Origin of the sequence: Exiguobacterium sp. s166 (assembly GCF_018618855.1) — a bacterium.
GTDB lineage: Bacteria > Bacillota > Bacilli > Exiguobacteriales > Exiguobacteriaceae > Exiguobacterium_A.
Genome location: NZ_JACSMU010000003.1, coordinates 262,765 through 284,147 on the forward strand (window position 1 = coordinate 262,765; position 21,383 = coordinate 284,147).

General features: G+C 49.0%; 23 protein-coding genes. 10 read left to right on the forward strand and 13 right to left on the reverse strand.

Annotation, left to right across the window (positions count from 1 at the left end):
* Positions 1-18 precede the first annotated feature (18 nt).
* Positions 19-681 (forward strand): hypothetical protein, encoded by a 663-nt coding sequence (locus KNP93_RS09265; RefSeq protein WP_214854766.1) that lies wholly within the window; start codon positions 19-21, stop codon positions 679-681.
* 43 nt (positions 682-724) lie between these two features.
* Here the strand turns inward: KNP93_RS09265 and KNP93_RS09270 are convergent, their stop codons facing one another.
* A complete protein-coding gene (locus tag KNP93_RS09270; RefSeq protein ID WP_214854768.1) occupies positions 725-1,330 on the reverse strand; it encodes a GNAT family N-acetyltransferase in 606 nt (201 codons plus the stop codon).
* Positions 1,331-1,419: 89 nt separating this feature from the next.
* On the opposite strand from KNP93_RS09270, the gene KNP93_RS09275 reads away from it, so the two are divergent.
* The gene (locus tag KNP93_RS09275) at positions 1,420-1,890 is read left to right on the forward strand and encodes a GNAT family N-acetyltransferase (protein ID WP_214854770.1); all 471 of its coding nucleotides are present in this window, start codon (positions 1,420-1,422) and stop codon (positions 1,888-1,890) included.
* Positions 1,891-2,029: 139 nt separating this feature from the next.
* Here KNP93_RS09275 and KNP93_RS09280 read toward each other — a convergent pair whose 3' ends face one another.
* The 5 genes from KNP93_RS09280 to KNP93_RS09300 form a co-directional block, all read right to left on the reverse strand.
* Positions 2,030-2,464 (reverse strand): hypothetical protein, encoded by a 435-nt coding sequence (locus KNP93_RS09280; protein WP_214854780.1) that lies wholly within the window; start codon positions 2,462-2,464, stop codon positions 2,030-2,032.
* A 13-nt stretch (positions 2,465-2,477) separates the two neighbouring features.
* Positions 2,478-3,176 (reverse strand): 5'-methylthioadenosine/S-adenosylhomocysteine nucleosidase family protein, encoded by a 699-nt coding sequence (locus KNP93_RS09285; protein ID WP_214854782.1) that lies wholly within the window; start codon positions 3,174-3,176, stop codon positions 2,478-2,480.
* The gene (locus KNP93_RS09290) at positions 3,167-3,664 is read right to left on the reverse strand and encodes a hypothetical protein (protein ID WP_214854785.1); all 498 of its coding nucleotides are present in this window, start codon (positions 3,662-3,664) and stop codon (positions 3,167-3,169) included. Before KNP93_RS09290 ends, KNP93_RS09285 begins: the two co-directional genes overlap by 10 nt.
* A gap of 175 nt (positions 3,665-3,839) precedes the next feature.
* Positions 3,840-5,300 carry a 6-phospho-beta-glucosidase BglA gene (gene bglA, locus KNP93_RS09295; protein WP_214854788.1) on the reverse strand — a complete coding sequence of 487 codons (1,461 nt, stop codon included), beginning with the start codon at positions 5,298-5,300 and terminating at the stop codon, positions 3,840-3,842.
* 26 nt (positions 5,301-5,326) lie between these two features.
* Entirely contained in the window at positions 5,327-7,225 is a 1,899-nt protein-coding gene (locus KNP93_RS09300; RefSeq protein WP_214854791.1) for a beta-glucoside-specific PTS transporter subunit IIABC, read from the reverse strand.
* Positions 7,226-7,391: 166 nt separating this feature from the next.
* On the opposite strand from KNP93_RS09300, the gene KNP93_RS09305 reads away from it, so the two are divergent.
* The 4 genes from KNP93_RS09305 to KNP93_RS09320 are packed head-to-tail and all read left to right on the forward strand — an operon-like array spanning position 7,392 to position 9,411.
* Positions 7,392-8,102, forward strand: a complete 711-nt coding sequence (locus KNP93_RS09305; RefSeq protein WP_214854794.1) for a GntR family transcriptional regulator — start codon at positions 7,392-7,394, stop codon at positions 8,100-8,102.
* A gap of 13 nt (positions 8,103-8,115) precedes the next feature.
* Positions 8,116-8,562 carry a hypothetical protein gene (locus tag KNP93_RS09310; protein ID WP_214854797.1) on the forward strand — a complete coding sequence of 149 codons (447 nt, stop codon included), beginning with the start codon at positions 8,116-8,118 and terminating at the stop codon, positions 8,560-8,562.
* A gap of 33 nt (positions 8,563-8,595) precedes the next feature.
* A complete protein-coding gene (locus KNP93_RS09315) occupies positions 8,596-8,916 on the forward strand; it encodes a YnfA family protein (RefSeq protein WP_214854800.1) in 321 nt (106 codons plus the stop codon).
* Between the two features lie 54 nt (positions 8,917-8,970).
* Positions 8,971-9,411 (forward strand): hypothetical protein, encoded by a 441-nt coding sequence (locus KNP93_RS09320; RefSeq protein ID WP_214854801.1) that lies wholly within the window; start codon positions 8,971-8,973, stop codon positions 9,409-9,411.
* Positions 9,412-9,456: 45 nt separating this feature from the next.
* On the opposite strand, the gene KNP93_RS09325 is transcribed toward KNP93_RS09320, so the two are convergent.
* A complete protein-coding gene (locus KNP93_RS09325; protein ID WP_214854803.1) occupies positions 9,457-9,810 on the reverse strand; it encodes a hypothetical protein in 354 nt (117 codons plus the stop codon).
* Positions 9,811-10,149: 339 nt separating this feature from the next.
* Here KNP93_RS09325 and KNP93_RS09330 point away from each other — a divergent pair, with 339 nt between their 5' ends.
* On the forward strand, positions 10,150-11,535 hold the full coding sequence (locus tag KNP93_RS09330; protein WP_214854806.1) for an MFS transporter: 1,386 nt from the start codon (positions 10,150-10,152) through the stop codon (positions 11,533-11,535).
* 47 nt (positions 11,536-11,582) lie between these two features.
* On the opposite strand, the gene KNP93_RS09335 is transcribed toward KNP93_RS09330, so the two are convergent.
* From KNP93_RS09335 to KNP93_RS09355, 5 genes are all read right to left on the reverse strand, one after another.
* Positions 11,583-13,028 carry a glycoside hydrolase family 1 protein gene (locus tag KNP93_RS09335; protein ID WP_214854809.1) on the reverse strand — a complete coding sequence of 482 codons (1,446 nt, stop codon included), beginning with the start codon at positions 13,026-13,028 and terminating at the stop codon, positions 11,583-11,585.
* 24 nt (positions 13,029-13,052) lie between these two features.
* Entirely contained in the window at positions 13,053-14,882 is a 1,830-nt protein-coding gene (locus KNP93_RS09340; RefSeq protein ID WP_371819902.1) for a beta-glucoside-specific PTS transporter subunit IIABC, read from the reverse strand.
* Positions 14,883-14,988: 106 nt separating this feature from the next.
* On the reverse strand, positions 14,989-15,561 hold the full coding sequence (locus KNP93_RS09345) for a BglG family transcription antiterminator (protein WP_214854813.1): 573 nt from the start codon (positions 15,559-15,561) through the stop codon (positions 14,989-14,991).
* Complete coding sequence (locus tag KNP93_RS09350) at positions 15,558-15,839, reverse strand: CAT RNA binding domain-containing protein (protein WP_214854815.1); 282 nt, start codon at positions 15,837-15,839, stop codon at positions 15,558-15,560. Before KNP93_RS09350 ends, KNP93_RS09345 begins: the two co-directional genes overlap by 4 nt.
* A gap of 260 nt (positions 15,840-16,099) precedes the next feature.
* Positions 16,100-17,404, reverse strand: coding sequence for a hemolysin family protein (locus KNP93_RS09355; RefSeq protein WP_188004274.1), 1,305 nt, complete (start codon positions 17,402-17,404; stop codon positions 16,100-16,102).
* A 336-nt stretch (positions 17,405-17,740) separates the two neighbouring features.
* Here KNP93_RS09355 and KNP93_RS09360 point away from each other — a divergent pair, with 336 nt between their 5' ends.
* The 3 genes from KNP93_RS09360 to KNP93_RS09370 all read left to right on the forward strand — a co-directional run bounded on the left by KNP93_RS09360 (position 17,741) and on the right by KNP93_RS09370 (position 20,658).
* Entirely contained in the window at positions 17,741-18,793 is a 1,053-nt protein-coding gene (locus tag KNP93_RS09360; RefSeq protein WP_251138745.1) for a hypothetical protein, read from the forward strand.
* Between the two features lie 105 nt (positions 18,794-18,898).
* Entirely contained in the window at positions 18,899-19,477 is a 579-nt protein-coding gene (locus KNP93_RS09365) for a TetR/AcrR family transcriptional regulator (protein WP_012370324.1), read from the forward strand.
* Positions 19,478-19,509: 32 nt separating this feature from the next.
* Positions 19,510-20,658 (forward strand): MFS transporter, encoded by a 1,149-nt coding sequence (locus tag KNP93_RS09370; RefSeq protein WP_214854817.1) that lies wholly within the window; start codon positions 19,510-19,512, stop codon positions 20,656-20,658.
* Between the two features lie 108 nt (positions 20,659-20,766).
* Here the strand turns inward: KNP93_RS09370 and KNP93_RS09375 are convergent, their stop codons facing one another.
* A complete protein-coding gene (locus tag KNP93_RS09375) occupies positions 20,767-21,372 on the reverse strand; it encodes an HAD-IA family hydrolase (RefSeq protein ID WP_188004272.1) in 606 nt (201 codons plus the stop codon).
* Positions 21,373-21,383: the final 11 nt, after the last annotated feature.

Here is a 21,383-nt window from a genome sequence, read left to right on the forward strand (position 1 = left end):
ATAGAAGGACGTGCTCATATGAAGATTTTAATCGGTCAACCAAAACAGGAAACACAACTTGAACAATTGCAACGTGAAATAGCGGCTTATCCGGACATCGATCTTCTGCTGTATCCGGAAGGGTACTGCCACGAGACGGATGTCGAGACGTTACGTCACTTGGCGAAGCGATTCGAGACCGTCATCGAGACCGGTTACCGCGATGCAAATCGTTTGGACCGGGCCCTCATCATCAATGCAGAAGGAGACATTCTGCTCGATCGGGCAAAGACACCGGAAGCCGGTCCTCTCTATACGCCGTCGACGGCTACCGTTGCCGGACAAGCAACCGGATACCTGCTCTGTCGGGAGATTTTCCTCGGACTGGATGGTCTGAAGCACGATACGGTTGACATCATCTTTAATCCAATCGGTGTCGGAATGTTCAGCGAGGAGCAGTATACGGACTGGTCGGGTGAAGCCCAGCACATCAGCCGCCAGCAATCGGCACTGTTCATCGGGACAAGTCACGCCGACGGTTCTTACCGCAATTGCGGCTTCTCGATTCCGACGGCGTTGGCCATTGACGCGACCGGCGAAGCGATTTTCCTCTCAAAAGATGACCCGCGGACCCGGATTCTCGATACGGTGACGCACACAGTTGAATTCGTGGAGGCTTCATCTGCCGATCAGACGATTTAAGCAGAAAACCCCCAAACCGGTTTGCCGGTTTGGGGGTTTCGTCTCATTGATGTTGTTTCGTGTTGGCTTCCGTTTTTTGCGTCACTGCGGCATACTCATCCCGTAACATCGCATACATCTTGACATCATGAAATGCTCCTTTGATGAAGATTAACCGGCGTAACGTTCCTTCGTACGTCATCCCGACTTTTTCCATCACCCGGGCTGAACCGATATTCGGCTCCATGCACCGCGCCTGGATCCGCTCGAGCATCAGTTCTTCAAAACCATACGCCATGACCCGTTCGACGGCTTCCGTGACAATCCCTTTGCCCCAAAACTGACGCGATAACGCATACCCGAGTTCCGTTTGTTTATTGTCGTCGAGCAACAGGTGGATGAAATCAATCGTTCCGATCATCTTGCCGGTTTCCTTCCAGATGATTGCCCACGGTGCTTCTTTCCCCTGTTCGTAGTTCGACAGGACATAGTTCAAAAACTGTTCTGCCTGTTCGACCGTCTGATTGGCATTCCATGTCACGTAACGGGCGGTTTCCTCGTCCTGCGTGTATTCGAATAAATCGTTAAGATCGCTTGCTTGAAGCGGTCGCAGCACCAATCGTTTGGTCTCAAGGACCGGTAAGTGCTGATAAAATTCCGTTTCCGTCATGTTCGTTCCCCCGTTCTTTTTTTACATTATATAGAAAAAATAATAGGAATGCGATACAGTGAAGAAAAATAAATCCGGAGGTATACGTGATGACATTTCGAGCTGTCCCGATGACGATTGATCTGGCCACCGCCATCTTGCAATGGACCTACCCGCCGCCTTATGATTTTTACAACATGGAGACGTCTGACGAAGCCTATGCTGAACTGCTTGACGGTTCCTATCAGGCGGTGATCGATCAGGAACAGCTCGTCGGCTTCTTTTGTACGGGCCGGTCTGCGCAAGTCCCACCCGGTCGCCCGCTTCATTTGTACCCAGATGACCATCGGGATATCGGGCTCGGCCGGCAGCCTGAACTGACCGGACAAGGGACAGGATTTATGTTTTGTTCGTTTGTCCTCGATACGGTCAAAGCGCAATCGCCGTTACCACTCCGGCTAACCGTCGCTTCGTTTAATGAACGGGCGATTCACCTGTATGAACAGCTCGGATTTCGGCGACACGCCGCGTTTCCGACGACGCATGCCACGTTTCTCATCATGACGCAACCTCACACGTAAAACGCCATTCCGACGTGATGCCGGAACGGCGTTTTTTCTGTTACTGCTATCTTTTGTTTTTGACCGTTTCCACCGTTTGAAAGACATTCGAATACATGGCGGTAATATGTCCCTTCGTTTTCACATCGTTATATAACCCTTATGTCCAAAACAAGGTCGTTTTCCCGTTTAAGTAACCGGCTGCATAATCGGTCGTCTCCCCCGCAGCTTCCTTGTACGAAATCCAGTCCGCGATGAACGGCACATGCCCCTTATTCGACCCGATGAAAAACGTCGGAATTCGCATTTTCAGGTAGGTATCGGCATACTCGCCTTGATCCGCTTCCAGTAACTTGTTCGGCATGATCATGACCGCGTCGAAAGCAGAAGCGACCTGCTTACGATTTTTTAATTCAGCGAATGAAATTTCCTTCAGACGGACGTTGTCTTCCCGGACTTTCGGTGCTTTCCCGATATAGGCAATGTGTAAGGATTCGCCCGTATAACGAGGGAAGTCGGGCTCTTTCGGTTGTCCGATTCCACATCCGCCAAGCATCAGCGCCATCGTAACCAAACAAAAAACTCGTTTTTTCATAACGGCACTCCTTTTAAATAAATACGTTCAGATAATTGTCAAAAATCCTCGTCATGACCTTCGGTGTATTGGTGATGTAGACGTTGATCTGTTCCTGGTTCGACTGAAGCGGATCAGGATCCGTCTCGTCTGTCGGTATATCCGAGATGCCTTTAATGATGATGCATTCGACGTCGTTTTTCCGGCAGATGTAGGCAATCGCCGCCGCTTCCGTATCGGCAATCGTGATATCGTTCGCCTGCAGTTCGAGATAATCGTTCCACATGACGACGGAACGATCGGCCGTCCCGATCGTGCCGTTACCTTTCATGCCGTATTTCAGTACATCGATTTCAACGATAAACGACGGCTTAAGCAACGGTTCGATTTCCTTGACCGTACAGTCATATTGAACGGCACGGTCCGGAGTGAGGATGTCGAGGATGTCAAACCGTTCGTCGATTCCGGCACATGTTCCGATGACAAGCACTTTTTGAAGCGGAAAACGCGCCAGCATATACTGATTTGCACCGACCCCGTTCACTTTGCGGATACCGGTACTGTAAAAGACGACCGGCGTCCCGTTGATCGTCCGGAAAAAATATTCTCCGTACGGATACGTCGTTCGTTCCGTTTCTTTTACGTCAAAGTATTCTAATGCTGCTTCGAATTCCCAAACGGTGGCGATACTGACGCCGATTTCAATGCGCTTTAAATCAGGGATTAATCCCATTTTTCTTCTTCGTCGATCCAGACATTCCGTTTTAAATCAAGTGTCTGTCCTTCATCGTGAACACCGAAGTAACACGGCAACTCTACAGTGGCACCGCCGGCTTGCTCAAAGCAGGTCCGGAACCATTCACCGATCAGGCGCTGTTCCTCTTCAATCAGCGTTTCCTCGTGTTCTTCATAAAAAGCATCAAACGCCTCAGACTGATTGTCCGGTACAACCGCATAGACGATTTCATCGAGTACCGATTTACTGCCGGCAAAACCCGGTGTTCCCTCTTCTTCAAATACTTCGTTGGCGTCTCGGTCCATCGAAAAGAGCGTAATCGATACCTCATGGCTCAACGGCTCGATGAAGGCCGCGAAATCGAGCAGCTCGACATCCGCTGCAAAAGTCGATGCCGTGAGGGTCTTTAACTGGTTGAGCAACGACTCTGTATGTGGCGCAAGATTCTCTTGGATGGAAGCCAAGTATTCATTAACTGTAAACATATGTATAACCTCCGTCATCTTTTTTTGACCATCCTGTATTTAGGATTCTTTTAAATTATCCCATACAAAAAATGGATGTTCCTTTCTTCATCATCCCGTCTTTCCCTTGTTCAAGCAAGTCTTTTTTGAATATAAAAAACAACCTCCACCCGTATTCAGGTGGAGGTCTGCCGGCTTAACGTTGCTCGGCTTTGTCGTACGATAAGTTTTGACCGTTTGTCGCGATGACTTGTTTGTACCAGTCGAACGAATCCTTTTTCATCCGTTCCATCGAACCGTTGCCTTCATTGTCACGGTCGACATAAATCATCCCGTAGCGTTTTTTCATCTCGCCCGTCGTAAACGACACGATATCGATGATGCCCCATGGCGTGTAACCCATCAGTTCGACGCCGTCTTCCGTGACCGCTTCCGTCAACGCTTCGATGTGCGTTTTCAAGTAATCAATCCGCGCTGCGTCATGAATCTGACCGTCTTCAATCGTATCGACGGCCCCGAAGCCGTTTTCGACGATGAAGAGCGGGAGCTGATACCGGTCATAGAGACGGTTCAGGACGTAGCGGAGTCCGATCGGATCAATCGCCCAGCCCCAGTCGCTCGACTGGATGTACGGATTCTCGACACCGTTCGCAAGACCACCGTTAACGATGTTGCCTGTATTGTTGACAGTCGCATCGTGTTTGACGGTCGTCGACATATAATAGCTGAAGCCGATGTAGTCGACCGTTCCGTTTTTCAGGATCTCATCGTCGCCCTCGAGAATCGGAATCTGATAGCCTTCCCGTTCAAACTCTTTTAAGGCATAGTTAGGATAATAACCGCGTGCCTGAACGTCCGGGAAGAAGTAGCGCTGACGCATCGATTTTTCCGCCAGCATGACATCTTCCGGATGCGACGAGTACGGATAAATCGGGACGTGCGAAATCATTGCCCCGATCTGGAAGTCGGGATTGATTGCTTTCCCTTTCGCGACCGCAAGGGCACTGGCAATCAACTCATGGTGACCGGTCTGATACATGACTTCCATCGCGTTTTCACCCGGCTCGACTTTGACACCGGAGTTCGTCCAAAGGAACAGCGGGTTTTCGACATCCATCTTATTGTTGATTTCGTTGAACGTCATCCAGTACGTGACTTTGTCTTTGTAACGCGTGAAGCAGACTTCAGCGAACCGTTCGAAGAATTCAGCCACTTTGCGGTTGCGGAACCCGCCGTATTCACGGGCCAGGTGCAACGGCATCTCGAAGTGTGACAGCGTGATGATCGGTTCGATGCCGTGTTTCAATAACTCATCAAAGACGTCATCATAAAACTGCAGTCCGGCTTCGTTCGGTTCCGCTTCATCGCCATTCGGGAAAATCCGGCTCCAGCCGATGGATGTCCGGAGACATTTTAATCCCATCTCGGCGAATAGCGCGATGTCTTCTTTATAGCGGTGGTAAAAATCGATTGCTTCATGGTTCGGATAAAACGTTCCTTCTTCAATCGTCTCGGTGATCCGGCGGGCGACGCCGTGTTCGCCTGCTGTCATGACGTCGACGACGCTTGGTCCTTTACCACCGGCGTTCCAGCCGCCTTCAAATTGATGGGCAGCGAGTGCCCCGCCCCATAAAAAGTCGTTTGGTAATGTTTTCATCTTCATTTCCTCCTTGTTTCTGTCTCTTATTTTACGATCGTCAAAATCTCTGTGTTTGCTTTGACCAAACCGTTTTGCGTCGCAATGACTTCGGCGTAACTCGACGCGTTCGTGACGATGACCGGTGTAATTGTCTGTAAGCCGTGCTGTTCAATCATTGCCGCGTCAAACGTCAGCAATGTTTGACCCGCTTCGACATGCGTTCCGTCTTCAACATGTAACGTAAATGGCTGACCGTCCAAGCCGACGGTTTCGAGACCGACGTGAATCAAGACTTCAACACCACTCGTCGACCGGAGACCAATCGCATGTTTCGTCGGCGCAATCATGACGATTGTACCGGTGAATGGCGCGACGACTGTGTTGGACGTCGGGTGAATCGCAACACCTTGTCCCATAGCTCCTGAGGCAAACACTTCGTCCGGAACGTCCGATAATGGGACGACTTGTCCCGCGAGCGGTGCTTGAATCGTTTCTTCGTTCGTCAATGTCGCGCTGACTTCCTGAGCCGGCATCGGTGTTGTCGGAGCAGTTACGACCGGGGCAACTTTTTCTTCTCCAAAACCAAGGATTTGAATCAGAACGATTGGCAAAATCAAGGCAATCGCCGTTCCGATCAACAATCCGACAATCGACGACGGATAATCGGAACTGATGCCGTTGACGAGGGTCAATGGTCCCGGGAGACCAGCGTAAGCAAAGTAATACGGTTTGAAGAAGCTGGCAACGACCGCTCCGACCGCTCCCGAGATACAGCCGTAAATGAACGGTTTCTTAAAGCGTAGCGTCACCCCGTAAATCGCCGGTTCCGTAATTCCGAAAATTCCGGTCAGACCGGCCGAAATCCCGACTTTTTTTGTTTCTGTATTGCGTGTTTTTAAAATGACACCGATAACGGCACCGACCTGGGCGATGACGGCAATCGTCTGGTACGCCTGGAACGAATCCCGACCGTATTGTTCGAAGTTCGCCAGGACCATCGGCGTGACGCCCCAGTGGACACCGAAGATGACGATGATTTGCCAAAAACCGCCGATGATGAGTCCGGCCAACGCCGGTGCATTTTCCGCTAAATAATTGTATCCGTTTGCAATTCCTTCCGCTCCGAGGGTCGTGATCGGACCGATGACGAGAATCGTCAACGGGACCATGATGACCATACAGAAGAACGGGACGAACAACGGCTTGATGACATCATTGATCGTCCGGTTCAGGAACCGTTCGAGGTAAGACAGTAACCAGACGAGGAACAACGGCGGTAAGACCGATGACGTGTAGGTTGTTCCCGATAACGCGATACCAATGAATGAAATCGACTCGCCGGACGTGATCCGTCCCGCCATCTCAGCCCACGTCGGACTGACAAGTGCCGCACTACAGGCGACGGCGATGAACTGATTGACTTTAAAATGATTCGCTGCCGTGATCGCAATGAAAATCGGCAGGAATGTAAAAGGTGCCCATGAGATAAAGCTGAACACTTCATATGTTCCCGTCGCGGCAAAGTCTTTAAACACAAGCGAAATTAAGATGAGTGCCCCTTGCAGGATACCGGCTGCCGCTAAAATATAGACGAACGGTGCAAACACTGCGGACATCGTCGCGATGATCCGGTTTAAGATTGTGCCTTTCGGTGCTTCGGTTCCCTGATCCGAATTCCCGTCATCTAATGAAACGAGTGGACGAAATGCTTCATAGACTTCTCCGACGTGTTGCCCGATGACGACCTGGAACTGACCGCCTGATTCGACGACCGTGATGACGCCCGGTAAAGCAGCTACCTGGTCTTTTGCTTTCGCATCCGACCGTTTCAAGACTAAACGCAACCGTGTTGCACACCGCGCGACACTGATGATATTGTCCTCGCCGCCGACCGCTTCTAAAATCGAATGCGCCAGCTGCTGATAATCCCGCACTTTACTCATCCCTGAACCCCCTTATGGTGTAAATCCATATCGTACGTTCTTATTATAATTGTACATGTACAATTTATCAATCCATATTTAATTTAATTATTCGTATTATTTAGTTCGAAATCGTCTTATGCTATAGTAAAAAAGCAGAACAATTACTGGAAAATGAGGGTGAACCATGCTGAAATACCAACAGACGGCAACGGAAATCGAAGCCTATATCGAGCAACATGCGTTACAGCAAGGAGATAAATTACCGGTTCTCGATCACTTGATCCGTCAATTCGAAGTCAGCAAAACGACGATGACGAAAGCACTGGAACTACTGGAGCGAAAAGGTACCATCTTTCAAGTCCGCGGCAGCGGTATTTTTGTCCGCAAGACCAATCGAAAAGGCTATATCGAGCTGTTTTCGACGCAAGGTTTTAAGCAGAATCTCGTCGAACATGACATCCAGTCCAAAGTCCTGTCGTTTGAGCTGATTCCGTGTCCGGAAGCGATCGCTGAAAATCTCGGCTGTACGACCGGTGATATGGTTTATTTCATTAAACGGATCCGCTACATCGACGGCAATATCATGTGTCTTGAGGAATCCTATTACCGTCAAACCATCGTGCCTTACTTAAACCGGGAAATCGTTGAACAGTCGATCTTCGAGTACCTCGAGACGGCGCTTGGACTGAACATCGGGTTTTCGGACATGTATATGCATGTCGGCAAGTTACCGGATGCGATTGCCAAACACTTGAAGCTGACAGCCGGTGATCCGGCGTTGACGGTCGAGACAATCTTCCACCTGACGAATGGCCGGCCGTTTGACTATTCCGTCATCACCTATCATTATGATCACTCGCAATTCGTCGTTCAGGCGAACGGCTTGTATTTATGAGGGGGATGGTCGCATGAATGAAGAAATATTGTTTTTTTACGCACTTTTCGCAGGCGGAATCGTCTGTATAATCTTAAGTATCTTGTTATACTTCTGGCTCCGCGAGGATACCGGAATCGAATTTTCCACGTTCGGCCGACTCGTTTTCATGTGTTTAGTTGGTGTCGGACTCATCTGGTATACGGCTCCGAGTTTGAAGTACGTCGTTTATCATGACTATGCGACGACTAAAGGAGTCTGTACGGTGGAATACGATGATCAATCCAAACCGCGGACGATTGATCTTTATTACGATGAAACAGGAGACTATTTCAGTTTCTTGGATCGGGCAGACCTCGGCGCATACGGACCGGACGTCCCGTATACCTGTCACGTGACAACGACAAAAGATCATGAATTTGAGATTTCTTATCGGATTTATGATGTCAAGACGAACAAGTTATTGTATTCGTCTGAATAACTGATACGTTTAAAAAGGAGTACTGTTTAGTTTATGTCATTACTATTTTTTACACTGGCCGGACTTGCTGAAATCGGCGGTGGTTATTTAATTTGGCTGTGGTTGCGGGAGGGACGCCCTGCTTATTTCGGACTGCTCGGCGGTCTTTCGCTTGCATTGTACGGGGTCATCGCAACCTGGCAGACGTTCCCGACTTTCGGCCGGGTCTATGCCGCATATGGCGGAGTATTTATTGTCCTTTCGCTTCTTTGGAGTGCCGGCATCGATAAAAAAACACCCGATTTTTACGACTGGCTCGGCGGCGGGATTTGTTTGCTTGGTGTCGCTGTTATCTTATTTGGTCCGAGGAATTAATACTTACAGGAAATTCGGATTGACGAACTTGTTTCTTGAAAAGGACGTGTCCAGATGAATGCTGAAATCATCACTTATTTTTTCATTTTTTTATTGGGTATCGCGTTTGTCTTACCGGCCTGTTATATTCTTCTCCTTCATTTCGGGAATAGGCAGTATGCTTTTTTAAAGAAGCTCAAGTGGACGGGTGTCCTGTTTCTTGGATTGCTGTGTCTGTGGATGACAATGTCGAGCTTCACCGAGATGGTGTTTCGGGATTACCGTGTATTAGAAAGCGCCTGTGTTCTGGAACCGTCTGAATCAAAAGGAACATCGATCGATATCACGTTAACGGAAACCAACGATACGTTTTCTTTCCGTGACGGACCATATCTTGAAGCTTACGGCAAAAAGGTTCCGTATTATTGTCAGGTGACGACGACCCGGAATCAAGAATTCGCAATCGATTATCGGGTCTATGACAAAAACACGAAAAAGCTGCTTTATACGAATTGAACAGACAAAACAAGCGGAGTCCCTGTTCACAGGGACTCCGCTTGTTTACTGTTCGATACCGGCACGTTCAGCTGGTTCAAGAAACAGTTCATCATCAAATGTCGTCAGCTCAATCATCCGGCCGTCTTTTTCGTACCAGGCGGCCAGACCCTCCCGGTCGACCCGTTTCCAGCCGGCTTGCCGGATCCGCATTTCGTACAAGACACCCGGTCCTTCTAATTCCGACACGAGATGCGTCTTGACTAATAATCCCTCCGGCTTTTCCTGAACCGTCCCTGTTCGCGGAATCGGAAAACCGTTCACTTGTGACGTCTCAAACAGATAATACCAAGCCGTTCCGCTGATGATCACCACGGTTAATACACCTGCCAGCCACTTTCCCACGCGTCGCGTATTCATGTCATCCCGCCCTCTTCATTCATCTATGTATCCATTTGATTTTACCAATCATTTCCTTAACTTGACCTCCTGCTCAGGGCGGATTCTTGACGGACAAACAAAATGAAAACGAATAAGAAACGTGTCATTTTTGTGAAAAGATGTGAAAAGAAATGAAAAAAATTAATATTTTTTCATTTATCTTGACGACAAGACGTCTTCCTTACAGTCTCAACGGTTTGACAACTCCCGGCACAGAGCCGTTTTTAGTCATTTTCAAGTCGTCAAGCGGCTTAGCGACTTGACTTCATTTCCTACTATGTTACGATACGAACTTATTAAAGGGAGTGAACAGAACTTATGAAATTCAGAAAAGAAAAAGTCAATGTCGTCGACATGAAGCAAACCAAAAAAAGTGTCTACGCGACCGGAATTGGGAATGCGATGGAATGGTTCGATTTTGGTCTTTATTCCTATCTCGCAATCATCATCAGTCAAAACTTCTTTAGCGCTGTTGAAAATGATGAACTGAAGCTTGTCTTTACCTTTGCGACGTTTGCGATCGCTTTTTTAATGCGACCAATCGGCGGAATCGTTTTCGGACGAATCGGAGATCGCCTTGGACGAAAGGTTGTCCTGACGACAACAATCGTCATGATGGCAGCGTCCACCCTGCTCATCGGTTTGTTACCAACGTATGATCAAATTGGGATTTGGGCACCGATTCTACTGTTACTGGCTCGGATTCTACAAGGTTTCTCAACCGGCGGTGAATATGCCGGCGCGATGGTTTATATCGCGGAATCATCACCGGACAATAAACGAAGCGCCCTCGGAAGTGGTCTTGAAATCGGGACACTCGGTGGTTACATTTTAGCTTCGATTCTTGCGACTGTGCTGTTCGTCACGTTATCCGACGATCAAATGGCATCGTGGGGCTGGCGGATTCCGTTTATCTTAGGAGCACCGCTCGGACTGTTTGGTCTGTACTTGCGTCGCCACCTCGATGAATCACCAATTTTCGAAAATGAAATTAATGAAAATACGGAAGAACCGGCATCGTTCCGCGAAATTCTCCGGGACCACAAACGCGATATCATCGTTTGTTTCATCGCCGTTGCGTTCTTCAACATTACGAACTACATGTTACTGTCGTATATGCCGTCTTACCTGAATGAAGTCATGGGCATCTCAAGCTCAACGAGTACGATTTTGATTACCGGTGTCATGTTCATCATGATTCCGCTCGCGTACTTCTTCGGTAAACTCAGCGACAAAAAAGGGAATCGTAACATCGTCCTGTTTGCATTGGCCGGTCTGTCGATTCTGTCGATTCTCGCGTTCTACCTGATTGGTCTGAAGCCACTCTTGTTCGTCGGAATCGGAATCTTCATTCTTGGATTCTTCCTCGCCATCTTCGAAGGAACGATGCCAAGTCTGTTGCCGAGTATCTTTTATACAGACGTCCGTTACCGGACATTGTCTGTCACATTTAACGTTTCCGTCTCGATTTTCGGCGGAACGACACCACTTGTCTCGACATGGCTCGTCCATGCGACACAAAATCCGCTCGCACCGGCGTATTACCTGACAGCTGTCAGCGTGATCGGCTTCATCACGTTCTTCTTCTTCTTCAAGAGCACATCGGGTAAAGCCTTAAAAGGTTCCCACCCGACCGTCTCGACGGAAAAAGAACTGCAAGCCGTTGCCAAAAAACCGGATGATGCTTTATGGTGGACTGAATAATCGATTAAAAAAGACCGGTGTCGCTTCTGCGATGCCGGTCTTTTTGCTTATTTTGAAACGGACGTCTGCGTCAATGTTACACCGTTTGAGGCAATGACTTCCTTGTACCAGTAAAATGAATCTTTTCGTGACCGGGCTAGCGTCCCTGAGCCATCATCGTGTTTGTCGACATAGATGAATCCGTAGCGTTTGCTGTACTCGCCGGTTGACGCACTGACGAGATCGATACAGCCCCAGCTCGTATACCCCATCATGTCAACGCCGTCCTGAATCGCTTCCATCATTGCTTTCAAGTGGCCTTCGAGATAGGCAATCCGGTACGAATCATGAATCGCACCGTCGGCTTCGACTTTATCGTAGGCACCAAGTCCGTTTTCGACGATGAACAACGGAATCTGATACCGGTCATACAATTTATTTAAGATGATCCGCAACCCGTCCGGATCGATTTCCCAGCCCCAGTCGCTTGCTTTCAAGTACGGATTCTTGACGCCGCTCATGATGTTTCCGCCGGCCTCATCTCCGTCTTTCTCTGCTTTTTCCGTCCGTGACATGTAGTAGCTGAGCGAGAAGAAATCGACGGTGTAGTCACGCAACAATTCAAGATCGCCGTCTTCGAGAACGAGTTCGATATTGTTTTCCGTGAAGAAACGGTCGGCAAACGCCGGATAGGCGCCGCGGACGTGAACATCCCCGCAGAAATAGTTCATCATCCGTTCTTCTTCCAGGGCGAACTGAACGTCGACCGGGTTTGAGCTGAACGGATAAACCGGAGCGGCAATCAGCATGCAGCCGATTTGCATCGTCGGATCAATTTCCCGGGCAGCTTTCGTCGCCAGACTACTCGCGACGAATTGGTGATGCAGACCTTGGTAGGTCGATTGCAACATGTTTTCCTCTTCGCGGACAGCCATTCCGAGGCTGAGCATAGGCATGAACTGGGCTCCGTTGATTTCATTGAACGTCAACCAGTACTTGACCTTTCCTTGATAACGCTCGAACAAGACCCGGCTGTAGCGTTCAAAGAACGTCACGAGCCGGCGGTCGCGCCAACCACCGTACTCTTTCGCCAGATGAAGCGGCAGTTCGTAATGGGAAATCGTGACGAGCGGCTCAATGCCGTGTTTCAGCAATTCATCAAAGACGTTGTCATAAAACTGCAGACCCGCTTCATTTGGTTCCGTTTCGTTCCCGTTCGGGAAGATCCGGCTCCAGGCGATCGACATTCGGTACGTTTTGAAGCCCATTTCGGCAAACAGGGCAATGTCTTCTTTATAGTGACTGTAAAAATCAATGCTGTCATGATTCGGATACGTATACTCTTCTTTTAACTCGAAATCGAACTGCGGATCATGGATGACCTGCATCCGGTGTTTGCCACCCGGCATAACGTCAGCAATCGACAATCCTTTGCCGTCTGTTGCGTACGCCCCTTCGAGTTGATTGGCAGCCGTTGCGCCGCCCCATAGAAAATCGGATTTGATCTGTTTCATGAATAATTCCTCCTCTGATTGGTTTTAGACTAAGATGCGTAAGACATCGCGTGACGGTTCGACCGTTCCTTGATACGTCGGTAAGACGTCGAGATAACTCGCTGTATTCGTCACGATGATTGGTGTGATGACGTCATATCCGGCTTGTTTGATCCGCTCGATATCGAAGCGGATCAACGGATCACCGACCCGGATTGCCTGACCACTCTCGACGAACGACTCAAAGTGTTGACCGTTCAGCTGGACGGTGTCGAGACCGATGTGAACCAAAATTTCAACGCCGGTGTCCGACCGTAAACCGATCGCATGTTTCGATGGATACACCGTGACGACTTCTCCGTCAAACGGGGCATAGACGACACCTTCATCCGGAATGATCGCTAATCCTTTTCCCATTGCGCCGCTTGAGAAGACGGCATCATCGACTTGTTCCAGCGAAATGATTTCGCCTTTGACCGGTGCGAGGACCGGCAAGCCGACCTGTTCACTGATGACCGGCATATCTTGTGTCACCGGTTGTTTTTCATTGGCGAAGAAATACGTCAGCGTAAAGGCGACGACTGCTGCGACAGCAAGACCAATCAGTGCACCCCAGAACGTCAAGTTGAGACCGTCCTGCGGAATCATGACCGGAATACCGAAAATCCCGAGTCCGCCCATCGCGTAGGAAGCTGTTCCGAGCCCGCCGCCGACCAGTCCGCCGACCGCTCCACCGATAACACCAAAAATGAATGGTTTTTTCCGCGGTAACGTCAACCCGTACATCGCCGGTTCCGTGATCCCGAAGATGCCGGCAATCGTCGAAGATGTACCGAGTCCTTTGATTTTCGGATCTTTCGCCCGCATCGTGATGGCGAAGACGGCTCCGACCTGACCAAATGTCGCCATCAGGACACCGACTGTAATCGTGTCAAAGCCATTGACGGCCAGGTTATTGATAATGATCGGCACCAGTCCCCAGTGGAGACCAAACATGACGAAGATTTGCCAAAAGGCTCCGATGAAGGCAATCGCGATGACCGGACTCAAGTTGTAGAGGAACGAGTAACCGGCTGCAAGCCCTTGGCTCGCGTATGTCGCAAGTGGTCCAATCGCAAGGAACGTTACCGGAACGACGATCATCAGGACGAGCATCGGTGTCGTAAAGTTTTTGACCGCTTCATGCGAGTGACGGTTAAAGAATTTTTCGAGTTTTGATGAGACAAGCGTCGCCAAGATAATCGGAATGACGGATGAAGCATAACTCATCAGAACAACCGGAATCGTCAGGAAGGTCAGACTCTCACCGGAAGCTTGCAGGGCGACGATCGACGGATAGACGAGCGCTCCCCCGATAATCATTCCGATATACGGATTGCCGCCGAATTTTTTCGCCGCCGAATGTCCGAGAACGACCGGCAGGAAGTAAAACAGAGCATCCGCCGTCGCGTTCAAGACGATGTACGTGCCCATCGTCGGTGTCAATAAGCCGGTCGCAACAAGAATCGCGAGCAATCCTTTTAATAATCCGCTTCCTGCCATCGGTCCGAGGATCGGTGTAAAGATACCGGCAATCGTATCGATGAAGCGGTTGAATAAACTGGTCTTTTCCGTCTCTTCCGACGTTTCCTGACCGATTCCGTGCAGTTCGTTGTAGACGTCGCCGACATGGTTGCCTATGACGACCTGGAACTGACCGCCGCTCTTGACGACGGTGATGATACCGTCGACCTGTTTTAACGCTTCGGCATCAGCTTTTTGTTCATCCTTTAGTTTGAAACGTAACCGTGTCGCGCAATGGAAGACGGTCTTGACGTTGTCTTCGCCCCCGACCAATCGGACGATAACTTGTGCAAGTGTTTGATATTTGCCCACCTGACTCACTCCATTCATGATTTTTTGGAATAAAAAAACCTAAACGACGACAAGTGAAAACCACCTGTAATCATTTAGGTTTGGCCCGCTGCTGCGGTAACCATCCTTAGGATTGATTCTGTTTCATGAGATTTTCGATATGAATCATCAAGTAAAGCCGTTCATCTTTTGAAACCGTGTAGTCATACTTCCCAGTAATCAGATTAGCGATTTTTTCGACACACTCAAACGCTTTCGGATAACGGGATTTGACCATTTCATACAATTCTTCATCTCCGCCCGGGTTCAGCTTCTTCTTGGAGACGATTCGCTGAACAAAAAACTTGAGATGGGTTAAAAAGCGGCCGTACGCGTGAGACTCTTCATCCAGTTCGACCTGGAAATGATAGGTGATGATCGTCATGATTGCTTGCGTCGCCTTCGTCATCTCGGTGACGATGTGTAAACTTTCGCCTTTGACGCCGGACATCGAGGCATTGACCAGATGCAACGCAATCGAGACCGCCTCCTCTTCGTCGAGATTGACGCCATGCCGTTCATTGATCAGCCGGACCGCTTCTTTGCCGGCCGCAAACTCCGGACCATAAAACCGTTTGACTTCCCAGACGAGCGGATTCCGGATCATGATTCCGTCTGCATATCGTGACAGTGCGTAGTGGATATGATCGGCCAGTGTCACGTACACCGTATCATGCAGCGATTTATTGAGTCTGGCTCGGCCATCTTGACGATTTCCTTGACCGTCTCGATTTCAGCCTGCGGCATCTCGTTCAAAAAATCGATGAATCGTTCCCGGCTCTCTTTACTCTCGAGCGTAAAGACTTTTTCGATTCTCGATTCGTCAATTACATCGCCCATTCGTTTTTGAAATGCGATTCCCCGCCCCATGACCACATGTTCCTGTCCGTTCGATTCAATCGCCACGACATTGTTATTGAAGACTTTCACGATTTGCACGGAACCCCTCACCTCCACCCTTAGAGCATCGTATTGAAAAGAAAAAACCTAAATTCATATCCATCGCCGCAACACGCAACAGATATCAATTTAGGTTTTGCCTGCTTTCGCAGTAACAATCCTGATTGGTTTATTCTTTTCATTACTAGAATACGATGGAATGGATGCTGCGTCAATCCTTTTTATGAAGCGCTTTCAAAATATATTTTGAAACAGAAAAAACAAGCACTCCTTGAGACACAGAGCGCTTGCTTCAACTGTTAGGACAACTGTTTCAAGATCAGTTTCACTTGCTGGATTTGGTAGTTCTCGACGTGTAACAGTTCGAGATCGTACGCCTCTGTCTCATACCGTTCCCCGACCTGATAGTCCGTTCCTTTTGCCTGGATGAACCCGGCAATCGTATCGATTTCGTCCGCATCAGGAAACGTCAGGTTAAAGCGCTCAACTAAATCTGCGAGGAGAACTGTTCCCGACAGTTGGTATTCCGTCTTTGAAATCGTTTCGATATCAGCCTGTTCATCTTCATCAAACTCATCGCGGATCTCACCGACGATTTCTTCAAGCAAGTCCTCCATCGCAATCATGCCGGCAGTCCCGCCGTATTCGTCGATGACGAGCGCGATGTGGGAACGCGTCACCTTCATCTTCAGCAACGTTTCCTGAAGCGGTGTGATTTCCGATACAGCGGGAATGTCTTTCAGATACTTTCGTAAATCCCGCTGTTGATCGTTTGCCTGATCCGTCAGGACTTCCTTGACGTTGACGTAGCCGATGATTTTGTCTTTATCGAAATCTTCAATGACCGGATAACGCGTGTACTGATTGTCGGTCATGACCTGCAGGATTTCCGTCCACGTCATGCTGAGCGAGAGCGTCGTCACGTTCATCCGCGGCACCATGATGTCTTTCGTCACCCGCTCATCAAACGCAAACACGTTTTGCATCAAGGCGAGTTCCGTCTGATTGATTTCACCGCTCTTAAAGCTTTGCGACATGATGATTTTCAACTCTTCTTCCGAGTGGGCTTGTTCGTGTCCTGCCGGCTGAACGCCGAACAGACGTAAGAAAATCCGGGCCGAACCGTTCATGACCCAGATGAACGGGTACATGATTTTACCGAACACATATAACGCCGGCGCAAGGAGTAATGTCATCCGTTCTGCATACTGGATCGCCAGTGTCTTTGGTGCGAGCTCTCCGATGACGACGTGCAGGAATGTGACCGAAACGAAAGCAATCGTGTACGACAGGATCGTCGACAGCGCCGCAGCGACACCAAATTCATCGAACACCGGTCCGAGCAACTTTTCGACGGTCGGTTTCCCGAGTGCTCCAAGACCGAGTGCCGTAATTGTGATTCCGAGCTGACAGGCGGACAGATAGTAGTCCAAATCACTGGCGACTTTTTTTGCCAGGACCGCGCCCTTATTTCCTTCCTGAATCATTTGATCAAGCCGCGACATCCGAACCTTGACGACCGCAAACTCCGAGCCGACGAAAAACGCCGTTAAGACAATCAACAATACAAGCAACGCCAAATTCAATACCAACAATATGTCCAATCCATTCCCCTGAGACAGGGGGTCACCTCCAGTAAAATAGTTTGAATCGTAAAATGATTCCTGCATTTGAACCGTACAGTAAAACGTTATGGTTATTATAGTATCGGATGACCTTCAAATTGGCAACTGTTTTGAATCGTATTTTTCGCTTAATTATCAGAATAATCGGATTACAGTTTCTAAAAGGAGTACTTTTGATACTAGGTTTCTTTTGTCCGGATAGCGGCAATATAAGAGCTATGCACATCAACATCTCAAGTTTAAACAGTTCAAATCAAAGTTTCTTGAAGTCAAGTGATGTACGTAAAATCGTAAGTGGAGAGGTAGTGGATTTTTATGGAAAAAACAAGAAAAGGTTTCTCGTCGTACTTGCGACCGGAAGCAGATGGTGCAGGTCGAAACATTTCCTGGAGCTCAATCATCGCCGGAGTCGTATCATTTTTCGCACTTTTAATTACATTCAGTTTAATCGGTTCAGCCATCGGCTTTGGTGTCACGGACGTCACGTCGGATAAACCGTTTGACGGCGTCGGCATCGGGTTAGCCATCTGGGCGATTCTCTCACTCTTGATCTCATTGTTCGTCGCCGGCTTCGTTTCCGGTGTGACATCATCGCGTGCCGGACTCGTTCACGGGTTCCTCACATGGTCGACAAGTGTCATTCTCTTGTTCGCTTTGTTGACATTCACGACAATCAACACGTTCCAAACAGTCGGTTCTGTGCTTGGTACAGTCGGTGGTGCAGCAGGTCAAGGTGTCGGCGCCATCGCCAGCACAACATCAGACGCTGTCTCAAAAGGATTCAGCTCAGTGACGGATAACGTCTCAAACGTCGATACAAAAGAACTTGAAGGAAATGTCGATGAGATTCTGAAAGATACAGACATTCCGGAATTACAACCGAACTACTTGCAAGGGCAGCTCGATGCCGTCAAAGATGACGCAACAGCAGCCGGTAAAGACGTTTTAACAAAACCGGAAGACTTCGACAAAATCGTCAGCGATCTCGGTGACAAATTGACAGCACGTTCAGAAAAAATCCAAAAATCAGTCGATGAAGATAAAATCGCTGAAGCCGTTGCTCAAAACACAGACCTTTCACAAGCAGAGGCTGACAAAGCAACGAAAAATATCGTTGACGGTTTAAACCAGGCAACAAGCGAAACAAGCAAACAAATCGAAAACGCAAAACAAACACTTGATGAAACATCAGCTGATCTCAAGAAAACAGTTGAAGATGTTCGTGTTCAAACAGAACAAGCGACACAAACAGCATCTAAAGTTTCAATCTGGGGCTTCGTCGCTCTCATCTTAACGATGATCGTGACATCAATCGCCGGCATCACAGGTTCACGTGTTGCTTCACGCGGTCGTATCGCCAACAAATAATTAAATGTTTGCAGCCGAAGGTCCTAGCGACCTTCGGCTTTTTTGTTTGACAATCGTTTTAAATCTGTTAGGCTGTTAACTAACGACCGTTAGGAAGGTGACGAAATGAAAGCTTCATTATTATTACAAACGGCCCTGCGGCACTTTGCCCAGCATGGTTATGAAGGAGCGTCCTTACAGGAGATCGCGCAGGACGTCGGCATCAAGAAACCATCGATTTACGCGCATTACCGCGGAAAAGATGATTTATTTTTGACAGCGATGCGTTACGCCCTCGACACACAAAAAACGCATCTCGCCACGTACTTTATCTCGACCCGTCATCTGTCACTCGAGCAGAGTCTGAAAGGTTTTTTTGACTGGTTCCTCGAGGAGAGCACCCAAAATGATCAGCTGAAGTTCATTTTACGGATTGCTTATTTTCCGCCCGTCAAACTCGAACGGGAAGTGACGGATTTGATTAATCCGTTTTTTGATACGATGCAACGCCATTTGACGCGTTTGTTACGGGAACGCAATCGAACGGAACAGATTTTATATTCGGATGATTATGCCAGTGCCGCCCTCGCCTATTTGACGGTGACGGAAGGGACGATGACCGAGTTCGTGTTCAATGGCGTCGCCGCGTATGAACGGCGTTTCACCGCCGTTTGGCCGATTTTTTGGCGCGGACTTGTCCGCTGATGATTTAAACTACAGAAACAGAGGAATTCACCATGCAAAACAACAAATTGATCTTAGGCACCCTGTTGCTTAACCTGTTTATCGCCTTTCTAGGGATTGGTCTTGTCATTCCCGTCACGCCGACCATCATGAACGAGCTGAACATTTCCGGTTCGACCGTCGGTTACATGGTCTCGGCATTCGCCTTTGCCCAGCTTGTATTATCTCCGCTCGCCGGCCGGGCCGTCGACAAGTACGGCCGCAAGCCGATGATCATTATCGGTCTGTTCATCTTTAGCATGTCGGAACTGCTGTTTGGTCTCGGTCAATCGGTCGAAGTCTTATTTGCGTCGCGGATTTTGGGCGGTGTCAGTGCCGCCTTCATCATGCCGGCCGTCACGGCGTTCATCGCCGATATTACGACAAACGAAACCCGTCCGAAAGCGCTCGGCTATATGTCGGCGGCGATTTCGACCGGTTTCATCATCGGACCGGGCATCGGCGGTTTCCTGGCCGACATCGGAACGCGGATGCCGTTTTTCTTTGCCGCCGCATTTGGACTCACGGCAATGATCTTGTCCGTCTTTACATTACGCGAACCGGAACGGCATTATGAACAGACAACGATTCCCCAGCAGAAGACCGGTTTCCGGAAAGTCTTTTCACCGCTCTACTTCATCGCTTTTATGGTGCTGCTGATTTCTTCATTCGGACTCGCGTCGTTTGAGTCACTGTTTGCCCTGTTCGTCGACCGGAAGTTTGGCTTCACGGCAAAAGATATCGCGCTCGCGATTTCACTCGGAGCAATCGTCGGTGTCATCGTCCAGGTCGGGTTATTTGAGCGACTGACGCGCTGGTTCGGTGAGATTCGTCTGATCCGCTACAGCCTGATTGGTTCGACCCTGCTCGTCCTCGTCATGACCTACGTAACGAGTTACCTTGCGATTATTCTCGTGACGATGGTCGTCTTCGTCGGCTTTGACTTGATGCGCCCTGCCGTCACGACGTATCTGTCGAAGATTGCCGGAAACGAACAAGGTTTCGTCGGCGGAATGAACTCGATGTTTACGAGTATCGGAAATATTCTCGGACCAATCATCGGTGGGATCCTGTTTGACGTCGATCTCAACTATCCGTTTTATTTCGCGACCGTCATGCTTGCCATCGGCATCGCCCTGACGTTCGTCTGGCGGGAACAATAGCCGGCTGATCTGACGGCTGAAGAAAAAACATCATGACAAAAGGCCCGCACGTGTTACGTATTCTTAAAGGAATTCGTGTCCGTTCGGGCCTTTTTTGAATTGTGATTGTCAAACAAGCAGATTAGCCAGATTTTTCAGATCGGAAACAACATACGTTGCGACAGTTTGATCCGCCGGCATGTCCGCAATCAGGCAGGAGTCAATTCCAGCTTGATGTCCCGATAGTACGTCAAGTTCTCGGTCACCAATCATGATGGTTTCAGCTGGTTCCATCTGATAGTGTTTCATCAGATACTGAATTGCGGCCGGATCCGGCTTTCGGGCAAATCCCCGCTCCGCCGTCACTACATCCCGGAAGACCCCGGTCAATCCGTTCGCCTGTAACAGTTTAAACGTCGATGCTCCGCGATGCGTCAGGATGTAGTTGTGTCCGTCATGTTTTTGAATGGAGCGGCAGAGCTGCGATATGTCGGTAAACGGTTGAGCCGATTTAAGTTCTGCCTGTGCTTTTTGTTCTTTGAACTGTGAAATCGTGTCCGCATCAAGGCCATACTTTTCATAGGCCGTTTTCGCCGAGATTTTCATCGCTTCAAAAATCGACTCAATCGCAACATTCTGTCCCTGCCTGCGTAACGTCTCCTGCAAGACAGTAGCCATGACCGGATAGGTATCAAACAGCGTCCCGTCAAAATCCCAAATTACATGCCGGTACATGGAATCGCCTC

Excerpts from the sequence above, each read along its gene's own strand:
- KNP93_RS09335 (WP_214854809.1), bottom strand. The coding sequence starts at position 13,028 with ATGAAACAGATCAAATCCGATTTTCTATGGGGCGGCGCAACGGCTGCC.
- KNP93_RS09360 (WP_251138745.1), top strand. The coding sequence starts at position 17,741 with ATGGAAAAAACAAGAAAAGGTTTCTCGTCGTACTTGCGACCGGAAGCA.
- KNP93_RS09375 (WP_188004272.1), bottom strand. The coding sequence starts at position 21,372 with ATGTACCGGCATGTAATTTGGGATTTTGACGGGACGCTGTTTGATACC.
- KNP93_RS09265 (WP_214854766.1), top strand. The coding sequence starts at position 19 with ATGAAGATTTTAATCGGTCAACCAAAACAGGAAACACAACTTGAACAA.
- bglA (WP_214854788.1), bottom strand. The coding sequence starts at position 5,300 with ATGAAAACATTACCAAACGACTTTTTATGGGGCGGGGCACTCGCTGCC.
- KNP93_RS09325 (WP_214854803.1), bottom strand. The coding sequence starts at position 9,810 with ATGAATACGCGACGCGTGGGAAAGTGGCTGGCAGGTGTATTAACCGTG.
- KNP93_RS09310 (WP_214854797.1), top strand. The coding sequence starts at position 8,116 with ATGAATGAAGAAATATTGTTTTTTTACGCACTTTTCGCAGGCGGAATC.
- KNP93_RS09300 (WP_214854791.1), bottom strand. The coding sequence starts at position 7,225 with ATGAGTAAAGTGCGGGATTATCAGCAGCTGGCGCATTCGATTTTAGAA.
- KNP93_RS09275 (WP_214854770.1), top strand. The coding sequence starts at position 1,420 with ATGACATTTCGAGCTGTCCCGATGACGATTGATCTGGCCACCGCCATC.
- KNP93_RS09315 (WP_214854800.1), top strand. The coding sequence starts at position 8,596 with ATGTCATTACTATTTTTTACACTGGCCGGACTTGCTGAAATCGGCGGT.
- KNP93_RS09290 (WP_214854785.1), bottom strand. The coding sequence starts at position 3,664 with ATGTTTACAGTTAATGAATACTTGGCTTCCATCCAAGAGAATCTTGCG.
- KNP93_RS09370 (WP_214854817.1), top strand. The coding sequence starts at position 19,510 with ATGCAAAACAACAAATTGATCTTAGGCACCCTGTTGCTTAACCTGTTT.
- KNP93_RS09285 (WP_214854782.1), bottom strand. The coding sequence starts at position 3,176 with ATGGGATTAATCCCTGATTTAAAGCGCATTGAAATCGGCGTCAGTATC.
- KNP93_RS09305 (WP_214854794.1), top strand. The coding sequence starts at position 7,392 with ATGCTGAAATACCAACAGACGGCAACGGAAATCGAAGCCTATATCGAG.
- KNP93_RS09365 (WP_012370324.1), top strand. The coding sequence starts at position 18,899 with ATGAAAGCTTCATTATTATTACAAACGGCCCTGCGGCACTTTGCCCAG.
- KNP93_RS09280 (WP_214854780.1), bottom strand. The coding sequence starts at position 2,464 with ATGAAAAAACGAGTTTTTTGTTTGGTTACGATGGCGCTGATGCTTGGC.
- KNP93_RS09330 (WP_214854806.1), top strand. The coding sequence starts at position 10,150 with ATGAAATTCAGAAAAGAAAAAGTCAATGTCGTCGACATGAAGCAAACC.
- KNP93_RS09320 (WP_214854801.1), top strand. The coding sequence starts at position 8,971 with ATGAATGCTGAAATCATCACTTATTTTTTCATTTTTTTATTGGGTATC.
- KNP93_RS09270 (WP_214854768.1), bottom strand. The coding sequence starts at position 1,330 with ATGACGGAAACGGAATTTTATCAGCACTTACCGGTCCTTGAGACCAAA.